The following is a 24,293-nucleotide window of genomic DNA, read 5'->3' as shown; positions in this document are numbered from 1 at the left end:
TTTAAAATATATTTAACTTGTTAACTTAAATATATTTTACCACTCTTTTCTAAAGTAAACAAGAGAATTTTCAGTAAATTCAGATAATTTATTCTAAAAATAAAGTAAAGCTAGTTGACCTGGTTTTTGACCCCACACTCGCCTGCTGGAGCTTTTGCTACTAAAAATTAATTCCTCACTACTAACCCTCTCAACATAAAAGTTGGCAGGACTTACTTCTATACCGCACCATGCTCCTTAGGTATTTTACCTAAATTACGTGGATCGTTTTGCCTGCGACTAGCATCGACTTTCAACCACAAACCTAGCTTTACATTATTATTATATAGCACTTTTAGCTAAGGTCAAGAGTTTTATACTTTTTGCCGAATTTTCTTGTAGTATTTTATAAGCCTCAATCATTGTGCTTCCAGTAGTGGTTACATCATCTATAAGTATAATATTACAGTCAATCACATTAATTCCTTTCTTTACTTTAAATGCGCCCTTTATATTTTCACTACGTTCATGCTTATTAAGCGTCTTTTGTTCTGCTGTATCTTTGTACTTGATTAAAATTTCAACAGCTTCTATATTTAGCTTCTCAGATACTTTTTTTGCTATATATTCACACTGATTAAATCCTCTTTTCTTCTTGGATTTCTTCGAAAGTGGAATATAGGACAACATGTAATTATCATATTCTATATTATCTTTAATATAATCTGATAGAAAATCCGATAGTATATCGCCAGCTGAAAAATCCTTTTTGTATTTTAAATTTAATATCAGCTGCTTCAAAACACCGCCATAATATCCATAACTACTTATATCTGAATCTATTATATTAATTTTCTTAATGCTTTTTAAACATGATAAGCATATCTTATGACAATCTTCTGCTTTACATATTATACAATAATTTTCACTTGGATATATTAATTCTAATAAGGATTCTAAAAATACATTTACCATTTTTCGAATTAATTTAATATGCATTTTAGATTTTTTTATAATTCTCTCAATTTCTTTTCCCATACTTTTTTATTGAAATCTCTTGCCATATCTTTCGCTTTCTCAATATCTTCAGAAACTTCATTACACACAAGCAAAACCTCTGGTAAAGTAAGATTGACACTTCTCATTTGTCCACATATATATAAGATCTTCTTGTATGTATATTTTTGATCTTCACTAAATAAAACAACAGCATCATCCATATAGCAGTATTCAAGTAACTCCTCTATCTTATTTGTTATTATGAATATTGCCTTATCCTTAATTTTTGATACTCTCTCACACTTTTTTATTTCTTCTATTTTATTAGCTTTTATTATCTTAACATCTTTTATTTTTAATTTTTTTATAAAATATTCATATACAGAATCAAGTTTTTCCTTATCTGGAACATAAATCGCAACCTTATGTTTACTATCTTTGAACCATTTTAAATAATCATATAATGTATATGGTATATCTGTATTTAAATTTATCCTTGTAGTTATTATCCTTGGTTCAACAAATGGTTGTTCATAGTTATAAGCAGCTAATTCAATTTTCTCACCTATAAGAGATATCTTTTCTATGCAGTAAGCTATAATCTTATTTCCCATGTTACTGCAAAATTCTAACAATTCTCTTATTATAGTTCCATTTAAATTAGAAAAGTATGTTATATCGTCAAAGATAACTAATTCATATTCGCCTTCTATATATGCTATATTTTTATAGTTAATAAATGTAATATCAGATGAACTACTACCTCTTTCAATAAAAGAATGAGTTATTGTTGAGTTTTTTTCTCTAATTGCTGCTATTAGTTCCCTATTCTCAACACCTTTTCCCCAAACATATAATATTTTTTTATTACTATTTGAAATTGTATTTATAATATCACAAAAAATACATGAAGTATTAAATGGAACTGTAATTATAGTTAGATACTTTATATTCTTTCTATACCAATAGTTAATTTTATCTACTGCATATTTTAGATTTTCTTCTTTAACTTTACATACTACCCCCATAAATATCTCCTTCCATCTATTTACTCTATGACATTATCATTTATTATATCTCTAATTCGATATTGAAGCGCTGAATATCTTTCCATACTATTAGTGTTATTTATCATATATAAAAGTGCCTTTTGAAAACCAACTACTACAACTAACTGTTTTGCTCTTGTTATACCTGTATATAACAGATTTCTATTCATGAGAAAAGGTGATCCCATAAATGCCGGAATTATTACAACCTTAAATTCACTACCTTGACTTTTATGAATAGTAGTCGCATAAGCTAGATCTAGTTCATCCAAAAAGTTAAAATCATAAAACACTTTTCTTTCATCATCAAAAATTATTGTTAAATTCTTCTTTTCTTCATCAATATTTTGAATAAATCCTAAATCACCATTAAACACACCAACACCCTCGTCTTCTCCAAATCCACCAATTCTGATCCATTTTAGCGAATAATTATTTTTAGTCTGCATAATCTTATCGCCTTCTCTAAAAATTATATCTCTAGACTTTATTTCTTTTTTATTTGGATTAGGGGGATTAAACACTTCTTGTAATCTTTCATTAAGATTAATTACCCCCAACACTCCTTTTCTCATAGGTGTAAGTACTTGCATGTCTTTTAATACATCCCACTCTGTATTAAATTTAGGAAGACGCCTCTTCATTAAATCTATAATTGTAGTTAAAATGTTATCTATATTCTCCTGATTTATAAAGAAAAAATCCTTATCTTTTTGGTTTAATATTGGCATTTCACCTTCGTTTATCCTATGAGCATTAACAACTATTAAGCTTTCATTTCCTTGTCTGAATATTTCCTTCAAACGTACTACCTTAATATATTCACTCTCTATTAAATCTCTTAATACATTTCCTGGCGCTACAGATGGTAATTGATCAACATCGCCTACAATTATTAATCGTGTACCAAGCTTTATAGCCTTTAATAGATTGTGCATAAGCATTATATCAATCATAGATGCCTCATCAATAATGATAACATCACAGTCTAATGGTGATGACTCACCTTTTTCAAAAACAGATTCGTCTTCATCAGATACTCCCATTTCAAGAAGCCTATGAATTGTCTTCGCTTCTCTTCCTGTAGACTCTGTCATTCTCTTTGCTGCTCTTCCTGTAGGTGCTCCTAGAAGCACTCTCATTCCATTATTCTCATATATGTGAATGATAGCTTTTATTATCGTTGTTTTACCTGTTCCTGGTCCACCTGTTATTATTTCTATTCCACTATTAAATGCTCCAATTATAGCTTCTTTTTGTGATTCTGCAAATTTTATTTTTTGCTCTTTTTCAAATACCCCTATTTCAAAGTTTATATCAGAATTGATAGTTTGAGTTTCTTGTAATCCAAGAGTAATAATTTTCTGAGTAACGCCAAGCTCACAATAGTAGTATGGCAATAAAAATCCCATTTCTGTATCATTTATCTTTTCTATAACTATTTTCTGCTTAGCAGACATATCATATAAATTTTTTTCTATAAGTTCTTCTGGTACCATTATATTTTTCTTACATTCCTCTATTATATTAGCTTTTGGCATAAAGGTATTTCCTAAGGCACAAAACTGATTCATAACATATTTTATTCCACTTTGAATTCTAAAATCAGAATCATTTTTTATACCTATACTCATAGCTATCCTATCTGCTGTTTTAAAACCAATTCCTGATATTTCTTCACAAAGTATATAAGGATTCTCAGATACAATATATTTAGCATTTGGTCCAAATTTCTTATATATTTTCACACATTGATTACTTGTAACACCATGTTTGCTAAAATATAAAATTATATCTTTTAAACCTTGCTGCTCAATATATGATTCATATATTATTTGAAATTTCTTTTCTCCAATTCCCTCTATCTCCATGAGTCTCTCTATATGGTTTTCCATTATATCTAAAGTTTCTTCTCCAAACTTTTCTATTATCTTCTTAGCAGTTATAGGACCTATTCCATGAATCACACCTGCGCTTAAATATTTTTCAATCCCATCAATTGAGTTTGGAAGAATTTCTTCGTAGTCTTGAATATTAAATTGATTACCAAATTGTTTATGCACTGTCCAGTATCCAGTTAACTTTACATTTTGACCTTCCTTTATAAAAGGTACTGTACCAACAGCGCTAACTAAATTTTTATCAGCTCTAATCCTGCATACAACATATCCTGTTTCTTCACTTTTAAAAACAATATTTTCAACAAAACCATTAAGAACTTCCACTACTATCTCTCCAAACTATGATTTAAACTTATACTTCTCTTTATATTATTTTAATTATATCATAAGTTTAATTTATAATTTTATACTATTTATTGAATACTTCTCTTCTATTATATAAGTACAGGAATATATCATCCTATATTCTTTTATATCCATATTCTCAAAATATATATTTCTAATTTAAGTCAATGTTTATAAACGATTGTCACATATTTTAAATTTTAAAAAAGCAGGAAATTAATTAAAACTTCCTGCTTCTATAAATACTAAATATATTTTTTGATTTCTTCTACCTTATTTAATTGTTCCCATGGCAGATTAAGATCTGTTCTGCCAAAGTGGCCATAAGCAGCTGTTTGCTTATATATAGGTCTTCTTAAATCAAGATCTCTTATTATAGCTCCTGGTCTTAAATCAAATACCTTTTCAACTATTTCAACTATTTTATCATCTGATAGTTTTCCTGTTCCAAAAGTATCAACAGTTATTGATACTGGTTTAGCAACTCCAATAGCGTAAGCTAATTGTATTTCAAGCTTATCAGCTAATCCAGCAGCCACTAAGTTTTTCGCAACCCATCTTGCAGCATAAGCAGCAGATCTATCAACTTTTGTTGGATCTTTTCCTGAGAATGCTCCACCACCATGTCTACCATATCCACCATAAGTATCTACTATAATCTTTCTTCCAGTTAATCCAGAGTCACCTTGTGGTCCACCAACAACAAATCTTCCAGTTGGATTTATAAAATATCTTGTTTTATCATCTAATAATTCTTGTGGTACTACTGCTTTAATAACATGTTCTTTAAGATCCTTTTCTATTTGTTCTAATGTAACATGCTCATCATGTTGAGTAGATATTACTATTGTATCTATTCTCTTTGGTTTTTCATCTTCATATTCAACTGTTACTTGTGTCTTACCATCAGGCCTTAAATAGCCTAATGTACCATCTTTCCTTACTTCAGTAAGTCTTCTTGATAATCTATGAGCCATATGAATTGGTAACGGCATATATGCATCAGTTTCATTTGTAGCAAAACCAAACATCATTCCTTGGTCTCCAGCACCTACTGCTTCAACCTCATCTTTCTCACCTTTTCTTGATTCTAAAGCTTCATCAACACCCATAGCAATATCTGCTGATTGTTCATCTATTGTTGTCATAACAGAACAAGTATCGCAATCAAATCCGTATTTAGCTCTATCATATCCAATTTCTCTAACAGTTTCTCTAACTACTTTAGGAATATCAACATAACAATTTGTTGATATCTCTCCCATTACCATAACCATTCCTGTTGTTGTACATGTTTCACATGCTACTCTAGCATTTGGATCTTGTGCTAAAATTGCGTCTAATACGCCATCTGAAATTTGATCACACATTTTATCTGGATGACCTTCTGTAACTGATTCTGATGTAAATAATCTTCTCATATTTTTCTCCTTCCGCTTGTACTCCTTATCTTTAATCATGAAATAATTCGAGTAAAAGTGAAAAATCTCACACTTCTTAATATTTTTTATACTGTCTTAAAAGAAATACCTTTTATATGCAATAAAAAAACTCTTCGATAAGAAGAGCGCGATTACACAATACTTTCTTATCTTGTAGAAAATCTTTCTACAGGAATTGGCACCTTGTAATTAAACAGGTTGCCGGGTTTCACTGGGCCCTATCCCTCCACCTCTCTTGATAAGAGTAACAATATTTTATTTTCGTAATTTATTCTACCACATAATATTTTTATGGTCAATATTATACAATAAACATAATATATCATATAATCTATAATATATTCTATTCATGCATAAATTGATACAACTATTTACTTTTCAACTTTTATTTCAAGATAAAATAAAAAACTCAGAATAATAATTCTGAGTTTTGGTGGAGGAAGATGGATTCGAACCATCGAAGCGAGACGCAACAGATTTACAGTCTGCCCCCTTTGGCCACTCGGGAATTCCTCCTTAATTGGAGCTGGCAATAGGAATCGAACCTACAACCTGCTGATTACAAGTCAGCTGCTCTACCGTTGAGCCATGCCAGCATATTTCTTATTTAATTGTTATAATATAAATATTTGGTTTAAATGGTGGAGGAAGATGGATTCGAACCATCGAAGCGAGACGCAACAGATTTACAGTCTGCCCCCTTTGGCCACTCGGGAATTCCTCCACAATTGGAGCTGGCAATAGGAATCGAACCTACAACCTGCTGATTACAAGTCAGCTGCTCTACCGTTGAGCCATGCCAGCATATTTATATTTTTTAGATGGTGGGCACAACAGGGCTCGAACCTGTGACCCCCTGCTTGTAAGGCAGGTGCTCTCCCAGCTGAGCTATGCGCCCATCTAATGGTGGAGGAAGATGGATTCGAACCATCGAAGCGAGACGCAACAGATTTACAGTCTGCCCCCTTTGGCCACTCGGGAATTCCTCCATTAAGTTTTGTTGGTGTTTTTGTTCACATCAACAATAGTTAGTATATATTCAAAGTACTTATATTTCAACTCTCATATATGCTTATTTAGATAAATTATATCGCTATATATTCTATTTACTCTTTATTTCTTCATTTTAATACACTAAACATATTTATTTTTTAGTATAGAATTAAGTTCTTCAATATCTATAAGCGGACTTAATATTTCTTCTATTTTTTTATATTCGCTTTCAGGCAATCTCCTTTTTAATTTTCTGAACGCTTTTATGATTTCATCTTCACTACATGTATTAAGCTCTTCTTTTACTAACTCTATTTCAAATGTTGATAATGGTGAAAGTATACTATCAAGTTCCTTTGATTGACTATTATCTAGTTCTTCTAACAGAATTACATCATCAACTTTGCACAAAGATCTTGTATCACTAAATACTTCAGTGCTTTGCATTGGATCATCTTTTTTATTATCTATATCTGGATTCCAAAATAATGCTATAGACATGTTCATTATTAAAGTAAGTGTAAATATTATAAATATAATAATTTTTTTCATTTTCTCCTCCTTACATTAGTATTTATTGCCATTTATTTATTTTTATATACTATTTTTTCATTTTCCTAAATATACATATTCTATAAGGAGGGATGCCTTTAATGAATTTAGATAATAACCATAGTTCCAAAAGCTTTTCATACAAGCTATCTCATGAATTAGAAAAATACATTAATTCTAATACAATAATTGTTTGTATTGGCACTGATAAATGCATAGGTGATTGCCTTGGTCCATTAGTTGGTTCAATATTAACTGAAAATTTCTTTCCATTGCCAGTATACGGGACATTATCAGAACCAATCCACGCACTAAATATAGATGAACGTTTAAATAAAATAAAAGAACTTCATCCAACTGCTAATATCATAGGTATAGATGCATGTCTTGGAAATCAAGATGATATAGGTGAAATTCGCATTAGAGACTATGCTATTCATCCTGGAAAAGGAGTAGGAAAAGAGCTTCCCGAAGTAGGTATGGCTTCTGTAATAGGTATTGTAGATTCTAGCGAAAATTCTGATTTATTCTTTTCTAGAAGCATCCGATTATCTTTTATTATGGATATGGCAAAGATTATATCTAGATCATTAATTAATGCTTATAATTTAAATAATGATTTATTTCCTAAGCTTTCGCTAGACATTTGAATTAATACCTAAGCTTTAATTACTTTTTTAATTTTATAAAAAGCATCGAGAGATTTTCAATAAAAAGAAAATCTCTCGATGTTTTATTCTATAAGAACTATTTGTTGTGAATTTACTTCTCTATCTAATCTATCTAAATACCCTAATACTTCTCCTGATCCATTAACAACACATTCTTCTGCCCCTTCTGCAACTGTCACTGCTACACCGGTTTTAAATTGAATAAGCTTATCCAACCCATTAATCAATGAACCTCCACCAGTCATTACAATTCCCTTTTCAATAATGTCTGCTGCTAATTCCGGTGGTGTTCTTTCTAAAACGATCTTTACACAGTCAACTATACTTTGCACTGGCTCTTGTATTGCAAGTCGTATTTCTTCTGTATTAATTTCAACTTCATCTGGTAGACCTGTAACTAAGTTTCTACCTTTCATCATACATGATAAATTTCTGGCATTTTTAAATGCTGAACCAATATTTATTTTTAATTCTTCAGCAGTTTTCTCGCCAATCATTAATTTATATTCACTTCTTACATACTTTATTATAGAGTCATCGAACTTGTCTCCTGCAATTTTAATTGATTCTCTTTCAACAACTCCTCCTAAAGATATAACAGCTATATCACAAGTACCTCCACCAATATCTACCACCATACATCCATTAGGCTTAGTGATATCAATTCCTGCTCCTATAGCAGCAGCAAGAGGTTCTTCTATTATGCGAACAGTTTTAGCACCTGAATTCATAGTTGCATCAATAACTGCTCTTTTTTCTACTTCTGTTGCTTCTGATGGTACACATACGACAACATTTGGTGCTCTTAAATTTCGCTTGCCAGATGCCTTTTTAATAAATTCCTTCAACATTTTTTGAGTAAGATCATAATCAGATATAACACCATCACGTAAAGGTCTTACTGCAACAATGTTTCCCGGGGTTCTACCTATCATTTTTCGTGCTTCGTCACCAATGGCTAATATATTCTTATTATTATTATTAATTGCTACAACTGATGGTTCTTTTAAAACTACACCTTTTCCCTTTGCATAAACTAGAACTGTTGCTGTTCCTAAATCTATAGCAAGATCTGTCCCCGTTCTCCAAAAGCTCATTTTTATTCACTCCTATAATACATATTACTTCCTTACTTTACATAATTCTACTAATTATATATTATAGTCGTTATTCTTCTAAGATTCAATAGCTTTATATTTCATTTTAGTAGCTTCTCCACCTCTAAGATGTCTTTCTGATTTATTTAATTCTAAAATTGAGTGTGTTTCCTCTGCAATTTCAGGATTAATTTTGGGAAGTCTTTCTGTCATATCCTTGTGTATAGTACTTTTACTTACTCCAAATACTTTAGCTGTTTTTCTAATTGTTGCTTTAGAATCAATTATATATTTAGCAACATCTAAAACTCTTTCTTCTATATAATCTTTCATTATTTTTTCCTCCTAGCTTATACATTTATCTTAATTTTTTATTTTCTACTTATTGTTCGTAATTATTAAATTATTATTCTACGATTATTGAAAAATAGTATTTTATATTAACCAGCCTCTGACTGATTAATATAAAATATAATTATTATTTTGTTTTTAATTCAAAATATTTCTCTGGATTTACTTGATTTCCATTTGCATCAATAACTTGTAAATTTAAAAATTGTCCAAATGTTTCTTCATCAAAAACCTTAGCAGTATTTCCCACTTTACCAATTACTTGGCCGGCAGTAACTTTTTGGCCTTCTTTTACTGAAACATTAGGATCAAGATTACTATATCTTGTCTTTAATCCATTAGCATGCTTTATTTCTACAACTATACCTTCTTCTACTCCAGAATTTGAAGCAGTACTTACCACGCCCTCTGCTGCTGCTTTAACATCAGTTCCGATCTTAGCATCTATATTAACTCCCCTAATAGTTCTAAATGTATTTTCTTCAATTTGAACAGGCTTAGGATAAGTATAAGTTCTACTTTCAATACCATCTACTGGATTAATAAATTTAACTACTGCTGTTGTTGATACAGAAGTTGAACTTTGTTTGCTATTTTCTTCTTTTTTAGGTTCACTTTCTTTGTCATTATTAGGTTGAACTTTGTTCTCCACTCTTTCTGCATTAGGAATTTCTGTAGTAGCCATATCTTTGTTTTTTTCTTCATCGATGTTAAGTGTCACTTGATTATTTAAATTCTTTTGTGAATCATCTACATGATTCTTAGATAACATCTTATAAGAGATAGTTCCTACTGTGACTACTATGCAAAGACAAAGAAATAAAGCAATATAAAACCCCTCCTTCTTAAATAAATCTCTTAATTTTTGTTTAAAATTTTTGTTCATCCATGAACACCTCCTTCTTCTATTCTTTCCGTTTTATGAAAAATAATACATATATAACATTTTTTATTTATTATTTTTAATAATTTTTTTTAGAAGGATGTGTCATTAGGTATTTCTAATACAAAAATATAGAATATTTAATTATTTTATAAAAGATATTCATATTACTTTCTTTTTTTTTCTTTTTTTCTTTTTTATTACATTAGCATTGTATAAATCAGCATCTAACTTTTAAATAATTTACATGTCATAATACTCTTTTAGCTATAATGAAGCTTAGTAATTGATTTTATTAAAACAATTTATAATATTATGCAAAGATAAAGGTTAATTGTATTCTAATTTTTCAACTTCAATTCCAGAATAATAATGTTTAAGAATATCTATATATGTGTAACCATTCTTTCCCATAACATTTGCCCCCCACTGACTCATGCCAATTCCATGGCCATAGCCTGTACAAGACATTGTTACTATATCATCTCTTATATCTAATGTAAAGTAAGTTGAGTTTAAATTAAATAATTTTCTAAACTCGCTTCCTTTAATGGAAATTCCTCCTACCTTAATTATATTTACACTACCACTTTTGTTATATTTTTCAACATAGATGCCCTCTTTAATATTTTCTGTTCTTATATCTACATTAGGATATTTTTTTTTAATCTCACTTATAAATTCTTCAGCACTCATTTGCTTAGTTGATTTAAATTTAGGAGCTATTTCTTCACCTTTACTATCTGTAGATTTTAAATAGGGGATATCTATAGATAAAACATCCATTGCTTCTTCTGTCTTGCCAAAGCTCACTGCAAAATATTGAGGATATTCTAATACTTCTCCATTGTAGGTTAAAACTTGTCCTTTTGTGTCCATCACTGCTTTTTCTATCTTATTCCAATTCTTTTCTGCATCCTTGCTGTTCCACAAACTTAATCTTTTATTTTTATCCATATATACTTGACAATGTACTGTATCACAGATTTCAGCATTATGTGAACTTGCATTTGAGCATTTATTATTTCTACGATTTATATAGAATGTTCTAGCAGCTACAGCTTGTGCCTTTAGAGCTTCTTCATTAAAATTTGCTGGCATTTCGCTTGCAACTACTCCCATTATATACTCTTCTAAATCAATTTCCTCAGCACTATTACTTTCACTATTATATAATTTCACTTTTCCATTCTTCGGAAATTGTATAGCCGAGCTTGTAATTATATTATTATTATTTAATTCAAATTTATTACTAGAACCATTCTTATCCAAAAATACGAATGGCAATAAGATAATCATTACTATAATTATAATTGTCATTGCTAATACTAACCTTATATTATCATCAATCATTCTTTTATTATTTTTTACCATAGTATACCTCCCAAATATTATGCACGGTATACTATATGTTTTATGTTTATATTTATGAGTATTTAATTTCTCTTCATTAAGTCAAAATATTAAAATACAAATAATAAAATGCATCATATGAAGCTATTAATAATTAAGTAATACGCTTTATATCATGCATTATTTTATAGACGCAATAATCTTTTTTACATTTTTACCCTATATATTTCTGCGCCTAACTTTGAGAATTTTTCTTCTATATTAACATAACCTCTATCAATGTGATATATATCGCCTATAATTGTTTCCCCTTCAGCAATTAATCCACTTAAAATCATTGCAGCACCGGCTCTCAAATCTGTTGCTTTTACTTCACAGCCAGTTAGTTTAAGAGTACCTTCAACTACAGCTGTTCTTCCATCAATCTTTATATTTGCTCCCATTCTCTGTAATTCTGCTACATGCATAAATCTATTTTCAAATACAGTTTCTGTAATTACACTTACTCCATTTACTACAGAGAGCAAACTCATCATTTGTGGCTGCATATCAGTTGGAAAACCTGGATAAGGAAGAGTCTTTATATCTAGTGGTCTTTTTTCAACTTTTCCGTCAACTATTACTGAATTATTTTCATAATTCCCAAATTTGACTCCACACTCTTTAAGTTTCTCTATTAATGGTCTTAAGTGCTCTTCATTAAATCCATTTATCTTTATTTTACTATTAGTTATTGCAGCTGCAACCATGAAGGTTCCTGCTTCAATTCTATCATAAATAGGTGTATAACTTACCCCTTTTAGCTTATCTACACCTTCTATTGTTATCTTACCAAATCCAGCACCTTTAATATTTGCACCCATTGAATTTAGAAAATTGGCTAAGTCCCATATTTCAGGTTCTTCAGCTGCATTTTCTATAATTGTAGTTCCATTTGCAAAAACTGAGGCCATCATAATATTTTCTGTAGCTCCCACTGAAGGAAAATCTAAATATATTCTATTTCCTGTTAATTTTTTAGCTTTAACCTCTACAAATCCATGATCTGACGTTACATCTGCTCCAAGCAGTTTAAATCCTTTCAAGTGTAAATCAATTGGCCTGCTGCCTATATTACATCCGCCTGGCATAGATAATTTACAATAACCAAACCTTGCAAGCATAGGTCCCATAATTAAAAATGATGCTCTCATTTTTCTTATTAATTCTATATCAGCATCAATTGGAACTATATTTTTAGTATTGATCTCTAATTTATCATCAAATTGTGATATGTTTACATCACAATTTAATTCACCTAATAGCCTACATATTACACGTACATCTTCTAGCATTGGTGTATTTTCTATAGTAATATTTTGTGGACATAATATAGTTGCAGCAATAATCGGTAGAACAGCATTTTTGGCTGAACTAATATTTACCTCACCCTTTAATTCATTAATACACTTCACCACTATTTTCTCCATATTATCCTCCATATATTATTGTTAGTATGTTGTGAATATAATCGGTGTAGCAATTATAATATAAGAGCCTGTATCATACTTTATTTCTGCAAAATTAATTTTTTCATCAGCATTTAAATTTGCTATTCCTGTATAACCATTACTTATCTTTATTAAATTGCTACTTCTTAAAATTCCCTCATCATTTAATTCTCCAATAATGTTTCCATCACTTTTGCCCTTATAATATGAATAACACTCATTTAAAACTAAATTTTTATCATCTATCTTATATAATATCTTTCTTAGATCTACTGTTTTATATTTAGAATTTTTATTATATATAGTGATATTAATATAAGAATTATTGTTTTCTTTCCATTGATTAACTTCTATCCTTTGTTTATCTTTATAAAATATTAAATTATCTGATGAGTCACTATCTCCCTTGTTAAATCCTAAGCTAGAAAAAGCCTTATCAATCTTTTCATATTCTATATAGGTATTGTTTTTAGTTTTATATTTAGCTTCTACTGCATTCTCTACAAAGTCACTCTTTTCTCTAACATTAGTTTCTAAATTATAAAAGCTATCTACATAGCTTAAAATATTACAAGAATATCCCATATTTAAAAATGACATTATAAGCAGAATAACAATACTTACTCTTAGCTTCATATCATTCTCCCCCCTATTACTTTTTATCATTTTTTAATTATGGTCAGCCTTATCAATTTTTATTCCAACTAATATTATTTATCTTTATACTATCAATATATAAATCTTTTAACAAATTGTGCTAAATTGAATATCTATAAATACCTTATTTTAAGCATGAAAAAAGCACTATCTTAAATTAATATAAAAATAGTGCTCATAATATAGAAAAATAGGTATCTTAAAATGATTAAAAATCATTTTAAGATACCTATTTTTTATTTTTTTAATTTTAATCTTTCTACTGCTCTTGCTAATGCTAAATTATATATCTTTCTCTCATAATCTTCAGCATTTTTAAGTTTTTCTTCTGCTCTATCCTTAGCTTTTTCAGCTCTATCAAAATCAATATCTTCTGGGAACTCTGCCGCATCTGTACATACTGTTACATTACCATCTGAAACATAAACTATAGCTGATGAAATGAATAGCTTTTGTTCTGTTCCTTTATCATCTAAAAATCTTGTTATATATGGTACAGTACTAGTTATCATATTTTCATGATTAGCTAATATTTCAAGTTCTCCACTAGAGTTCTTTAAAAATATTTTTTCAGCATTTCCATCATATACATCATGGCTAGGAGTTACAATTTTTAGTGCAAATGTCTTGCCCATTACTAATCAACTCCTTATTCCATAGATTTAGCTTTTTGTATAACATCTTCGATTGATCCAGCAAAAAGGAATGCTGATTCTGGTAAGTCATCGTATTTACCTTCTAATATTTCTTTGAATCCTTTTACTGTATCTTTTACAGGAACATATTTACCCGGCATACCAGTAAATTGTTCTCCTACTGTAAATGGTTGAGATAAAAATCTTTGAATTCTTCTAGCTCTTCCAACAGTGATCTTATCTTCATCAGATAATTCATCTACACCTAATATTGCAATTATATCTTGTAGTTCTTTATATTTTTCAAGAATATTCTTAACATCAGTAGCAACTTGATAATGTTCTTCTCCAACAATTCTAGGATCTAATATTCTTGAAGTTGATTCTAATGGGTCAACTGCTGGATATATTCCAAGTTCAACAATACTTCTAGATAAAACTGTTGTTGCATCTAAATGAGTAAATGTTGTTGCTGGTGCTGGGTCAGTCAAGTCATCAGCTGGTACATAAACCGCTTGAACTGATGTAATTGATCCATTAACTGTAGACGTAATTCTTTCTTGTAATGCTCCCATTTCAGTTGCAAGTGTTGGTTGATATCCAACTGCTGAAGGTGTTCTTCCAAGTAATGCTGAAACCTCTGAACCTGCTTGAGTAAATCTAAATATATTATCAATAAACAACAATACATCTTGACCCTTATCTCTGAAATATTCAGCCATTGTAAGACCTGTTAACGCAACTCTCATTCTTGCACCTGGTGGTTCATTCATTTGACCAAAGACTAAAGCTGTTTTAGCAAGAACCCCTGAATCTTTCATTTCATGATATAAATCATTACCTTCTCTTGATCTTTCACCAACTCCAGTAAATACAGATAATCCACCGTGCTCTTTAGCTATATTATTTATTAGTTCTTGAATTAATACAGTCTTACCAACTCCGGCTCCACCAAATAGACCTATCTTACCACCTTTTTGATATGGTGCTAATAAATCTAAAACTTTGATACCTGTTTCGAACATTTGTGGTTCAACAGATTGTTCTTGAAAGCTAGGTGCTGGTCTATGTATTGGATATTCTTCTTTTACATCAATTTCCCCAGCATTGTCTATAGTTTTACCTAAAACATTAAATAATCTTCCAAGTACAGTTTCTCCTACTGGAACTGAAATTGGTCTTCCCATATTTACTGCTTTCATTCCTCTTTTTAAACCTTCTGTAGCTTCCATTGCTATACATCTAACTATATCATCACCAACATGTTGCTCAACTTCAGCTATTAATTCGTGACCATCACCCAAATTTATGTGTATGCTATTATATAAATTTGGAAGAGAATCTGAATCAAATTTTATATCTATTACTGGCCCAATTACTTGAACTACTTTTCCAATATGTTCAGCCATAAGATACCTCCTTACTATTTTTGAGCTGCTGCTCCTCCAACTATTTCACTTATTTCTTGCGTAATAATTCCTTGCCTAATTCTATTGTATTTAAGATTTAAATCAGATAATAAATCATTTGCGTTACTTGTAGCTCCATCCATCGCAGTCATTCTTGAACTTTGTTCACTACATTTTGAGCTTAACAAAAGATTTCTTACTTTAGCTTTTAAATAAAGGTTAATTGCATCACCTAATACAATATCTACACTTGGTTCAATTGTATATATATGCTCTTTATCTTCTATTCGTTCTATTGGTAATATCTTTACAGATGTAGGTACTTGTTTAACTGGTGAATAAAATTTTGTATATACAACATTTATTTCTGATACTGAACCGCTAATATACATGCTAAATGCTTTTTCAAAAATAACCTTGCACTCTTTTACAGTTGGTAGATCTGATATATCCACATATTCTTCAACCGTATCAAGACCAATTCTTTTAATATAACCTATACCTCTATTTCCTACAACCATAACTTTGCTATTGGCTTTTTCATTACCAATTAAACCATTCAGATATGCAGCTATATTAGCATTGAATCCACCGCATAATCCTGTTTCAGATGTCATGACTATATATAATTTATCTTCACTTTTATTTCCATCAAAATATATATTTTCATCATCTTTAGAAAAAGATGCAGACAGTGCTTTAACAATAGGTTCTAATGAATTTACAAAACCTTCATTTACTAATAATTCTTTTTTAGTTTTACGTAGCTTAGAAGTAGCAACAAGTCCCATGGCATTTGTAATTTTTCTAGTATTTTCTACTGACTTTATTCTTCTTTTTATATCAATAAGTCCAGCTGCTCCCATGATTACCTCCTAAAGAATGGCATAGCTTATTATAAGCTATGCTTCTTGTAAAAATATCTTTTTAAACTCAACTATAACTACTTCTAATTGTTTCTTTATCTCATCTGTAAGAGTCTTTTCTGCAATTATAGATTTTTCAACTTCTCTATGATGAGTATCTATATATTCCAAAAGTCCCTGTTCAAATTTTCTTATATCTTTAACTTTAATATCTGATAAGAAATCATTAACTGCTGCATATAAGATTATTACTTGTTTTTCAACATCCATTGGACTATATTGACTTTGTTTTAATACTTCGACTAATCTCTTACCTTTTTCAAGTCTTCTGCTTGAATCATTATCCATATCAGAACCAAATTGTGCAAATGCTTCAAGTTCTCTATATTGTGCAAGGTCTAGTCTCAATGTACCACTTACTTGCTTCATAGCTTTAATTTGAGCGTTACCACCAACTCTTGATACAGAAATACCTGGATTTACAGCTGGTCTTTGTCCTGATAAGAATAAATCTGATTGTAAGAATATTTGACCATCTGTAATTGAAATTACGTTAGTTGGTATATAAGCTGTGATGTCCCCTGCTAATGTTTCTATAATAGGTAGTGCAGTCAATGATCCACCGCCTAATTCTGGCGATAATTTAGCCGCTCTTTCAAGCAATCTTGAATGTATATAGAATACATCCCCTGGGTAAGCTTCTCTGCCTGGTGGTCTTTTAAGTAGTAATGACATTGCTCTATAGGCAACAGCATGTTTTGATAAATCATCATATATTATTAATACATCTTTACCCTTATTCATAAAATATTCACCAATACTACAACCTGCATATGGTGCAATATATTGAAGTGGTGCAGAGTCTGCAGCTGTAGATGATACAACTATGCTGTAGTCCATAGCTCCCATTTCAGTAAAAGTATTAACTATATTAGCTACTGTAGATTGCTTTTGTCCAATTGCTACATATATACAAATAACATCTTTTCCCTTTTGGTTTAATATTGTATCAATAGCTATAGCTGTTTTTCCTGTTTGTCTATCACCTATAATAAGTTCTCTTTGTCCTTTACCTATAGGAATCATAGAATCAATTGCTTTGATACCAGTTTGAAGAGGTTCATTAACAGAGCTTCTTTCTATAATACTAGGCGCCGGTACTTCTACAGGTCTTGTTTGATTTGTATTTATAGGTCCTTTTCCGTCTAAAGGTTCACCAAGTGAATTTACAACTCTACCAATTAGTTCATCACCAACTGGCACCTCAACTATTCTACCTGTACCTTTAACAATGTCTCCTTCTTTGATTCCCTCTTCACTACCTAATAGAACGCATCCTACATTATCTTGTTCAAGGTTTAGTGCCATTCCATATACATCATTTGGGAATTCTAGAAGTTCACCTTCCATACATTCATCTAATCCATAAACCCTCGCAACACCATCTCCAACTTGGATTATTGTACCAGAATCTACTGTTTTTATTTGCTTTTCATATTTTTCTATTTCTTTTTTTATAATAGAAGTTATTTCTTCTGGTTTAATATTCATGGATTCACCTCTATTTCTTTTTAAGAATTAATTCTTTTATTTCATCTATTTTAGATTTTATTGTTCCGTCTATTACATCATTGCCTACTCTTATATAAACTCCACCTAAAACTTCTTTATCAACTTGAGTTTCAAATATAATTTTTTTGTTATACTTGGTTTCAAATAAATTTTGAAGCTTATCTAATTCCTCTGGTAATAACGGAATAGCTGTTTTTATTAATCCTTTTACAGTATTTTTTCTTTCAAGATCAATTAACTCCATTTGAGATAACTTTTCTCTTAGAAATAATATTCTATTTTTTTCTATTAGTATTAAAAGAAATGAAAGAAGTTCCTCATCTATTTTACCTTTAAATATACTTATAAATGTCTTCTTCTTTCTTCTTGTGCTAATTTGAGGATGCTTTATTACTTCGTAGAAATCATGATTATTTTCAATTAAATCACATATTTCCCTTAAATCATCTAAATACTCTTGAACTTTTCCTTTTCCTTCAGCAACTTCATAAAGAGCTAAAGCATATCTTCTATCTAAATATTCATACATAATTACATCCCTACCTTAGCAATAAAGTCGCTAATAAGTTTTCTATGTAAGTCTTCATCAATTTGTGTATCTAAAGCTTTTATAGAAAGTTCTACTGCTAAATCTACAGCTTGTTTTTTGACTTCATATTCAGCTTTTTCTTTTTCCCTGCCTATTTCTACTTTTGCTCTCTCAACAAGTGAATCTGCCTCTTTTTTTGCATCATCTAATATTTCATCATAAATTTTTTCAGCTTTCTTCTTTTGAGCTTCAGTAATCTTTTTACCTTCTTTTTTGGCGTCTTTTAATATTCTTTCATTTTGAACTAAATACATTCTAGCTTTTTCAGAATCTTCATCGGCCTTAGCTAACATATCTTCTACTTCACTTTGTCTTGATTCAATAATTCCTTTTAATTTATCCCAAAAAAAGTGTTTTAAAATCAAAAGTAATATTGCAAAGTTTATTATCGTATATATCAGCGTAGAAATTTTAATTCCAATTTCTATATTCTCCATATAATTACTTTCTTCCTCCCTTCGGAGTCAATACACTCAACTCAAGTTATATTAATTGATTATTTATTCATTAACATAAATGCGATTATTAATCCATAGATTGCTGTTGCTTCTGCAAGACCTCCACCGATAATCAATGCTGTTTGAATTTTTCCTGCTGCTTCTGGTTGTCTAGCAATTGCTTCTGTTGCCTTTCCTGTTGCTATACCAATACCAATTCCTGCACCTACTCCTGTAAATACTGCTATTGCAGCTGCTAAAACTCCTAAACTCATCTTATAATTCCTCCTAAATAAATAATAATTTTATTTTTCTACTCTTCAGAAACTAATTTTATTTGAATCATAGTTAACATTGAAAAAACGAGCATTTGAATTGTTCCATCAAAAACATCGAAATATGAATGTACTATAATTGGTAAACCTATTTGTGCAATACTTGCTACACCAGCTAATGCTTCATAGACCATATCTACTAGCAATGTTGCAGCTAACATATTACCAAATAGTCGAAGAGCTAACGATACTGGAAGCATAACTCTTTCCATTATGTTTATTGGTAACATTACTATAAAAGGATGTGCATAGCCTTTTGCATAATCAAAAAGACCATTTCTCTTTATGGCTGTATAATGGATAGTCATAAATGTTGTTAATCCTAATCCAGCTGTTACACTTAAACTTTGGGTTGCTGGTTTTATTCCAATTAACCCAGTAAAGTTCATACATAATAGATAAATGATTAAACTTCCTACATATGGAATAAAATTTGTGTAACTTTCACCCATAGTACTTTTTACTACAGATTCTATCGTTACATACAGCTTTTCTAACGCTGCCTGTTTTTTATCAGGAACGTTTTTTAAGTTCCGTGTTAATAGAAATCCGCCAATAGCTAAGAACAACATAATTACCCATTGAGTCACAATTTCACTGCTTAACCCCAATGGATATCCAGTCGTCAAAGATATTTCCACATTAAACACTCCCTTTCATTACTTTATGCAATCATTCAAAATTAATTTAATTGTTTGAAAGACCCACATAATTTTTGAAGGATAATAAAGCTTTTTCATAAAAACATCAATAATCCATCCATATATTTATAGTTTATCATCAATGAAATAAGATTATTCATATCTTTAAGATCATTGCTAAATCCAATATCAGAATTATAGCTCGTTTTATAATTTTTAACAAATCATGATTTATAGTCGAATTTATCCTTTTGGGGTAATTGTGGGAAAATAACTCTACATTTCTCCTAAATCCTTAGATAATGTTTGTATTTTCTCATTTTTTCTTTATTTTTACATAAAGTAATATCCATTTATTCAATTGTCTGAATATTTAGTTATATGAATAAACTCTTTCTGTTTTGTGATAACATTTTCACTTGAATTCTTTTCCATTATATGTAATATATCTATTTAAAACAGTAAATATCTTCTCTTTTTTTAATATATAGTTATCGGTTTACTATTATCTCTTTTTATGCTACTGAATATCAACAATGGTACTTATTCAATTATTATTTTTTATTTTTTCAACACATTATTCGCATATAACACTATATTCTACAATATACGTTTACAAGCATATTTATAAAAAAAGCCAGAGATATTTCTCTGGCTTTTTTATAAGCGAACACTATCTTTCAACAATAAGAGCTGTTCCCATTCCTCCACCTATGCAAAGAGTAGCTAAACCTGTTTTAGCATCTCTCTTTTCCATTTCGTGAAGAAGTGTAACTAATATTCTTGCTCCAGATGCTCCAACTGGATGTCCTAAAGCAATAGCTCCACCATTTACATTAACCTTGTCCATATCAAATCCTAAATCTTTAGCTACTGCCAAACTTTGAGAAGCAAATGCTTCATTAGCTTCGATTAGATCTAAGTCTTTAACTTCCATATTTACATTTTCTAAAGCTTTTTTAGTTGCATAGAATGGTCCATATCCCATTATTGCTGGATCTAATCCTCTTGAACCATAAGATTTAATTGTAGCCATAACTTTTAATCCTAATTCTTTAGCTTTATCAGCACTCATGATAACAAATGCAGCAGCTCCATCATTAATTCCTGACGCATTACCTGCAGTAACTTTACCATCTTTAATGAAACATGGCTTTAACTTTGCTAAAGTTTCTGCAGTTGTTCCAAATCTTGGGCCTTCATCAGTATCAAATACCTTTGGATCTCCTTTTCTTTGAGGAATAACAACTGGAACTATTTCATCCTTGAATTTTCCTGCTTTAATTGCAGCTTCAGCTTTAGCTTGAGAGCTTGCAGCAAATGCATCTAATTCTTCTCTAGTTAAATTCCATTTTTCAGCTATGTTTTCAGCAGTAACACCCATGTGATAGTCATTAAATGCATCCCATAAAGCATCGTTGATCATTGTATCAACTGTCTTTGTAGCATTCATTTTATGTCCCCATCTCATTTCTTTTATTGCATATGGAGCATTAGACATGCTTTCCATACCACCAGCAACAACACAATCAGCGTCTCCAGCTTTAATCATTTGAGCTGCTAAGCTTACTGCTCTTAATCCTGAGCCACAAACCTTATTAATAGTCATAGCAGGAATTTCTTCTGGTAAACCTGATTTTACAGCAGCTTGTCTAGCTGTGTTTTGACCAAGACCAGCTTGAATAACATTACCCATGATAACTTCTTCAACTAATTCTGGTTTAATTCCTGCTCTGTTAACAGCTTCCTTAATAACTAATGCTCCTAAATCTACTGCTGGTACATCTTTTAAAGATCCACCAAAAGTACCGATTGCAGTTCTTACTGCGCTTACGATAACTACGTCTTTCATAAATTAACCTCCATAATCATATATATTATATTATTTTCTATTTCGTTAAATTATTAACACAATATAATTATAACCATTAATAGTTTTTTTAGCAAGTATCTTGTTAAATTTTAAACATACTTTAAATAAGTTGCAACGCAACTTATAATTATTAATGATCAATTTTCAGTGATCAATTATAAATGGTTTTTCTTTAAGAAAAATCTGCACTATATAAATATGAGCTTTAGAAAATTTCTAAAGCTCATATTTTAGAGACTTAAAAGCAGTAGATTTTGCATAAACAAAATCTACACAATAATAAATTTCAAGATAAACTGAAATTTTTTCTATATTAATTGATAATTATTCATTGAAAGTTGCTTTGCATTTTATTTATCTTATAAATTCTTCTATTTCATTATCACTTAATCCATAGTACTTTAATATAGCATTAACAATTCTCTTAGACGCTAATCCATCGCCATATGGATTTATAGATTTGCTCATTTTATTATACGCGTCTATATTATTAATTAATTCATTTGCTTCTTCAACTATCTTTGCTACATCTGTTCCAACTAATTTAACTGTGCCAGCTTCAACTGCTTCTGGCCTTTCTGTAACATCTCTTAGCACTAAAACTGGTTTCCCTAAGTGTGGTGCTTCTTCTTGTAATCCACCTGAATCAGTCATTACCATAAATGACCTATTCATTAAATTATGAGTTTCTTTAGTATCTAAAGGCGACAATAAATGAACTCTTTCTTTATTACCTAACTTTTCAAATACAACATCCTTAACAACTGGATTTAAATGTACTAGATATACTAATTCTACATCTTTATTTTCTTCAACTATTCTATTTAAAGCCTCACAAATATTTTCTATTCCTTCCCCCCAATTTTCTCTTCTATGGGCAGTAATCATTATAATTTTTTTATTTTCAAAATCTATTTTATTTAATTCATCATTTTCAAAAATATAATCTTCATCAACAGTATGCTGCATTGCATCAATTACAGTATTACCTGTGATATAAATATCATTTTCATTAACGCCTTCTCTTAATAAATTATTTTTTGATCCTTTTGTAGGCGCAAAATGTAAATCTGCTAAGCTTCCTGTTAATTTTCTATTCATCTCTTCTGGAAATGGGAAATATTTATTAAATGTTCTAAGACCAGCTTCAACATGCCCAACCTTTATTTGTTTATAAAAAGCAGCTAAGGCTCCAGCAAATGTAGTCGTAGTATCTCCATGTACCAAAATCATATCAGGCTTTTCTATATCAAATACTTCTTCTAGTCCTTCTAAAACCCTATTAGTTATTCCTGTTAAAGTCTGCTTGCTTTTCATTATATTTAAATCAAAATCTGGTGTTATATCAAATAGTTCTAAAACTTGATCAAGCATTTCTCTATGTTGAGCTGTTACACAAACTTTTGATTCTATCTCTTCTCTTCTTTCAAGTTCTTTTACTAACGGTGCCATTTTTATTGCTTCTGGTCTCGTTCCAAATATAGTTATTATCTTCTTTTTACCCACTCTGTTTCCTCCATTTCATTGAACACAGCTACAAGACTTTAAATACTTATTTATCCTTATATTGTATAAAAATTTCATTCCATATTGGTATTATACACTAAAAGAATCCCGATTGGCAAAATATCACCAATCGGGTTTTCTTAATATGTTCTTTTAATATCCAGCTTCCTTCATAATTTCAAGAGAATCATCATTTTCAATCCATTCTTCAACATTTATTTCCCTGAATTTATCTTTACTATCTCTTATAATTATATTCTTTATTCCAGAATTTACTATAAGTCTTTTGCACATTGAACATGAATTTGCATTTTCAACATACTCTCCAGTTTTAGCATCTTTACCTACTAGATATAAAGTTGCGCCTATCATATCTCTTCTTGAAGCGCTGATAATTGCATTTGCCTCACTATGTACACTTCTACAAAGTTCATATTGTTTTCCTCTAGGTACATTAAGCTTTTCTCTTATACATAAATTTAAATCTATGCAATTTTTTCTTCCTCTAGGTGCCCCTGTATATCCTGTAGAAATTATTTCATCATTTTTTACTATGATAGAACCATAATTTCTCCTCAAACAAGTTCCTCTTTCTAAAACTGTTTCAGATATATCTAAGTAATAGTTATGCTTATCGCGTCTCTCCATATCATTTCTCCTAAATATTA

The 24,293-nt window shown here is 30.1% G+C and carries 23 protein-coding genes, 6 tRNA genes and 1 riboswitch; of the genes, 1 reads left to right on the top strand and 28 read right to left on the bottom strand.

All coding sequences use genetic code 11. From position 1 onward, the window contains the following. Positions 1 to 321: 321 nt before the first annotated feature. The 11 genes from BN2920_RS03925 to BN2920_RS03875 form a co-directional block, all read right to left on the bottom strand. On the bottom strand, positions 322 to 1,017 hold the full coding sequence (locus BN2920_RS03925) for a ComF family protein (RefSeq protein WP_083498732.1): 696 nt from the start codon (positions 1,015 to 1,017) through the stop codon (positions 322 to 324). Then, positions 990 to 2,006, bottom strand: coding sequence for a hypothetical protein (locus BN2920_RS03920; protein WP_058293724.1), 1,017 nt, complete (start codon positions 2,004 to 2,006; stop codon positions 990 to 992). Before BN2920_RS03920 ends, BN2920_RS03925 begins: the two co-directional genes overlap by 28 nt. A 20-nt stretch (positions 2,007 to 2,026) precedes the next feature. Further along, a complete protein-coding gene (gene recD2 / locus BN2920_RS03915) occupies positions 2,027 to 4,252 on the bottom strand; it encodes an SF1B family DNA helicase RecD2 (RefSeq protein ID WP_058293723.1) in 2,226 nt (741 codons plus the stop codon). Between the two features lie 266 nt (positions 4,253 to 4,518). Next, a complete protein-coding gene (gene metK / locus BN2920_RS03910; RefSeq protein ID WP_058293722.1) occupies positions 4,519 to 5,694 on the bottom strand; it encodes a methionine adenosyltransferase in 1,176 nt (391 codons plus the stop codon). A 164-nt stretch (positions 5,695 to 5,858) separates the two neighbouring features. Beyond that, positions 5,859 to 5,960: riboswitch (SAM riboswitch) on the bottom strand. Positions 5,961 to 6,146: 186 nt separating this feature from the next. After that, a tRNA-Tyr gene (locus tag BN2920_RS03905) sits at positions 6,147 to 6,231 on the bottom strand. A 5-nt stretch (positions 6,232 to 6,236) separates the two neighbouring features. After that, a tRNA-Thr gene (locus BN2920_RS03900) sits at positions 6,237 to 6,311 on the bottom strand. A 43-nt stretch (positions 6,312 to 6,354) separates the two neighbouring features. Then, positions 6,355 to 6,439, bottom strand: a tRNA-Tyr gene (locus tag BN2920_RS03895). Between the two features lie 5 nt (positions 6,440 to 6,444). Next, a tRNA-Thr gene (locus tag BN2920_RS03890) sits at positions 6,445 to 6,519 on the bottom strand. 18 nt (positions 6,520 to 6,537) lie between these two features. Next, a tRNA-Val gene (locus tag BN2920_RS03885) sits at positions 6,538 to 6,613 on the bottom strand. A gap of 6 nt (positions 6,614 to 6,619) precedes the next feature. Beyond that, positions 6,620 to 6,704 (bottom strand) — tRNA-Tyr (locus BN2920_RS03880). A 145-nt stretch (positions 6,705 to 6,849) separates the two neighbouring features. Continuing rightward, positions 6,850 to 7,260: a hypothetical protein gene (locus tag BN2920_RS03875; RefSeq protein WP_058293721.1), complete on the bottom strand. Its 411-nt coding sequence runs from the start codon at positions 7,258 to 7,260 to the stop codon at positions 6,850 to 6,852. A 101-nt stretch (positions 7,261 to 7,361) separates the two neighbouring features. Between BN2920_RS03875 and yyaC the strand changes: the two genes are divergently transcribed. Then, positions 7,362 to 7,910, top strand: a complete 549-nt coding sequence (gene yyaC / locus BN2920_RS03870; protein ID WP_058293720.1) for a spore protease YyaC — start codon at positions 7,362 to 7,364, stop codon at positions 7,908 to 7,910. 83 nt (positions 7,911 to 7,993) lie between these two features. On the opposite strand, the gene mreB is transcribed toward yyaC, so the two are convergent. From mreB to BN2920_RS03785, 17 genes are all read right to left on the bottom strand, one after another. Further along, positions 7,994 to 9,028: a rod shape-determining protein MreB gene (gene mreB / locus BN2920_RS03865; protein ID WP_058293719.1), complete on the bottom strand. Its 1,035-nt coding sequence runs from the start codon at positions 9,026 to 9,028 to the stop codon at positions 7,994 to 7,996. Positions 9,029 to 9,106: 78 nt separating this feature from the next. Next, complete coding sequence (gene spoIIID, locus BN2920_RS03860) at positions 9,107 to 9,361, bottom strand: sporulation transcriptional regulator SpoIIID (protein WP_058293718.1); 255 nt, start codon at positions 9,359 to 9,361, stop codon at positions 9,107 to 9,109. Between the two features lie 145 nt (positions 9,362 to 9,506). After that, positions 9,507 to 10,265 carry a M23 family metallopeptidase gene (locus tag BN2920_RS03855; protein WP_058293717.1) on the bottom strand — a complete coding sequence of 253 codons (759 nt, stop codon included), beginning with the start codon at positions 10,263 to 10,265 and terminating at the stop codon, positions 9,507 to 9,509. A 327-nt stretch (positions 10,266 to 10,592) separates the two neighbouring features. Further along, the gene (gene spoIID / locus BN2920_RS03850) at positions 10,593 to 11,636 is read right to left on the bottom strand and encodes a stage II sporulation protein D (protein ID WP_058293716.1); all 1,044 of its coding nucleotides are present in this window, start codon (positions 11,634 to 11,636) and stop codon (positions 10,593 to 10,595) included. A gap of 185 nt (positions 11,637 to 11,821) precedes the next feature. Next, positions 11,822 to 13,084, bottom strand: coding sequence for a UDP-N-acetylglucosamine 1-carboxyvinyltransferase (gene murA, locus BN2920_RS03845; protein WP_058293715.1), 1,263 nt, complete (start codon positions 13,082 to 13,084; stop codon positions 11,822 to 11,824). 21 nt (positions 13,085 to 13,105) lie between these two features. Further along, entirely contained in the window at positions 13,106 to 13,741 is a 636-nt protein-coding gene (locus BN2920_RS03840; RefSeq protein ID WP_058293714.1) for a hypothetical protein, read from the bottom strand. Between the two features lie 257 nt (positions 13,742 to 13,998). Further along, entirely contained in the window at positions 13,999 to 14,397 is a 399-nt protein-coding gene (gene atpC / locus BN2920_RS03835; protein WP_058293713.1) for an ATP synthase F1 subunit epsilon, read from the bottom strand. A gap of 14 nt (positions 14,398 to 14,411) precedes the next feature. Then, positions 14,412 to 15,806, bottom strand: coding sequence for a F0F1 ATP synthase subunit beta (gene atpD, locus BN2920_RS03830; protein WP_058293712.1), 1,395 nt, complete (start codon positions 15,804 to 15,806; stop codon positions 14,412 to 14,414). Between the two features lie 14 nt (positions 15,807 to 15,820). Beyond that, positions 15,821 to 16,672 (bottom strand): ATP synthase F1 subunit gamma, encoded by an 852-nt coding sequence (gene atpG, locus BN2920_RS03825; RefSeq protein WP_058293711.1) that lies wholly within the window; start codon positions 16,670 to 16,672, stop codon positions 15,821 to 15,823. Between the two features lie 36 nt (positions 16,673 to 16,708). After that, positions 16,709 to 18,223: a F0F1 ATP synthase subunit alpha gene (atpA, locus tag BN2920_RS03820; RefSeq protein WP_058293710.1), complete on the bottom strand. Its 1,515-nt coding sequence runs from the start codon at positions 18,221 to 18,223 to the stop codon at positions 16,709 to 16,711. 10 nt (positions 18,224 to 18,233) lie between these two features. Next, a complete protein-coding gene (locus BN2920_RS03815; protein WP_058293709.1) occupies positions 18,234 to 18,773 on the bottom strand; it encodes a F0F1 ATP synthase subunit delta in 540 nt (179 codons plus the stop codon). Positions 18,774 to 18,775: 2 nt separating this feature from the next. Next, positions 18,776 to 19,270 (bottom strand): F0F1 ATP synthase subunit B, encoded by a 495-nt coding sequence (locus tag BN2920_RS03810; RefSeq protein WP_172437856.1) that lies wholly within the window; start codon positions 19,268 to 19,270, stop codon positions 18,776 to 18,778. A gap of 59 nt (positions 19,271 to 19,329) precedes the next feature. Beyond that, on the bottom strand, positions 19,330 to 19,545 hold the full coding sequence (gene atpE, locus BN2920_RS03805; protein ID WP_058293708.1) for an ATP synthase F0 subunit C: 216 nt from the start codon (positions 19,543 to 19,545) through the stop codon (positions 19,330 to 19,332). A 38-nt stretch (positions 19,546 to 19,583) separates the two neighbouring features. Further along, on the bottom strand, positions 19,584 to 20,246 hold the full coding sequence (locus BN2920_RS03800; protein WP_230131943.1) for a F0F1 ATP synthase subunit A: 663 nt from the start codon (positions 20,244 to 20,246) through the stop codon (positions 19,584 to 19,586). 673 nt (positions 20,247 to 20,919) lie between these two features. Continuing rightward, positions 20,920 to 22,098 (bottom strand): acetyl-CoA C-acetyltransferase, encoded by a 1,179-nt coding sequence (locus BN2920_RS03795; RefSeq protein ID WP_058293706.1) that lies wholly within the window; start codon positions 22,096 to 22,098, stop codon positions 20,920 to 20,922. Between the two features lie 375 nt (positions 22,099 to 22,473). After that, positions 22,474 to 23,625 carry a non-hydrolyzing UDP-N-acetylglucosamine 2-epimerase gene (gene wecB / locus BN2920_RS03790; RefSeq protein ID WP_058293705.1) on the bottom strand — a complete coding sequence of 384 codons (1,152 nt, stop codon included), beginning with the start codon at positions 23,623 to 23,625 and terminating at the stop codon, positions 22,474 to 22,476. A 153-nt stretch (positions 23,626 to 23,778) separates the two neighbouring features. Beyond that, positions 23,779 to 24,273 carry a deoxycytidylate deaminase gene (locus BN2920_RS03785; protein ID WP_058293704.1) on the bottom strand — a complete coding sequence of 165 codons (495 nt, stop codon included), beginning with the start codon at positions 24,271 to 24,273 and terminating at the stop codon, positions 23,779 to 23,781. Positions 24,274 to 24,293 lie beyond the last annotated feature (20 nt).

Origin of the sequence: Clostridium neonatale (assembly GCF_001458595.1) — a bacterium.
Taxonomy (GTDB): Bacteria; Bacillota; Clostridia; order Clostridiales; family Clostridiaceae; genus Clostridium; species Clostridium neonatale.
The sequence above is the reverse complement of the archived record's forward strand: the minus strand, read 5'-3'. Positions and strand labels throughout refer to the sequence as shown.

Coding starts and splice junctions, on each gene's coding strand:
- BN2920_RS03925 (WP_083498732.1), bottom strand. CDS start 1,017: ATGGGAAAAGAAATTGAGAGAATTATAAAAAAATCTAAAATGCATATT.
- BN2920_RS03920 (WP_058293724.1), bottom strand. CDS start 2,006: ATGGGGGTAGTATGTAAAGTTAAAGAAGAAAATCTAAAATATGCAGTA.
- metK (WP_058293722.1), bottom strand. CDS start 5,694: ATGAGAAGATTATTTACATCAGAATCAGTTACAGAAGGTCATCCAGAT.
- BN2920_RS03875 (WP_058293721.1), bottom strand. CDS start 7,260: ATGAAAAAAATTATTATATTTATAATATTTACACTTACTTTAATAATG.
- yyaC (WP_058293720.1), top strand. CDS start 7,362: ATGAATTTAGATAATAACCATAGTTCCAAAAGCTTTTCATACAAGCTA.
- mreB (WP_058293719.1), bottom strand. CDS start 9,028: ATGAGCTTTTGGAGAACGGGGACAGATCTTGCTATAGATTTAGGAACA.
- spoIIID (WP_058293718.1), bottom strand. CDS start 9,361: ATGAAAGATTATATAGAAGAAAGAGTTTTAGATGTTGCTAAATATATA.
- BN2920_RS03855 (WP_058293717.1), bottom strand. CDS start 10,265: ATGAACAAAAATTTTAAACAAAAATTAAGAGATTTATTTAAGAAGGAG.
- spoIID (WP_058293716.1), bottom strand. CDS start 11,636: ATGGTAAAAAATAATAAAAGAATGATTGATGATAATATAAGGTTAGTA.
- murA (WP_058293715.1), bottom strand. CDS start 13,084: ATGGAGAAAATAGTGGTGAAGTGTATTAATGAATTAAAGGGTGAGGTA.
- BN2920_RS03840 (WP_058293714.1), bottom strand. CDS start 13,741: ATGAAGCTAAGAGTAAGTATTGTTATTCTGCTTATAATGTCATTTTTA.
- atpC (WP_058293713.1), bottom strand. CDS start 14,397: ATGGGCAAGACATTTGCACTAAAAATTGTAACTCCTAGCCATGATGTA.
- atpD (WP_058293712.1), bottom strand. CDS start 15,806: ATGGCTGAACATATTGGAAAAGTAGTTCAAGTAATTGGGCCAGTAATA.
- atpG (WP_058293711.1), bottom strand. CDS start 16,672: ATGGGAGCAGCTGGACTTATTGATATAAAAAGAAGAATAAAGTCAGTA.
- atpA (WP_058293710.1), bottom strand. CDS start 18,223: ATGAATATTAAACCAGAAGAAATAACTTCTATTATAAAAAAAGAAATA.
- BN2920_RS03815 (WP_058293709.1), bottom strand. CDS start 18,773: ATGTATGAATATTTAGATAGAAGATATGCTTTAGCTCTTTATGAAGTT.
- BN2920_RS03810 (WP_172437856.1), bottom strand. CDS start 19,270: ATGGAGAATATAGAAATTGGAATTAAAATTTCTACGCTGATATATACG.
- atpE (WP_058293708.1), bottom strand. CDS start 19,545: ATGAGTTTAGGAGTTTTAGCAGCTGCAATAGCAGTATTTACAGGAGTA.
- BN2920_RS03795 (WP_058293706.1), bottom strand. CDS start 22,098: ATGAAAGACGTAGTTATCGTAAGCGCAGTAAGAACTGCAATCGGTACT.
- BN2920_RS03785 (WP_058293704.1), bottom strand. CDS start 24,273: ATGGAGAGACGCGATAAGCATAACTATTACTTAGATATATCTGAAACA.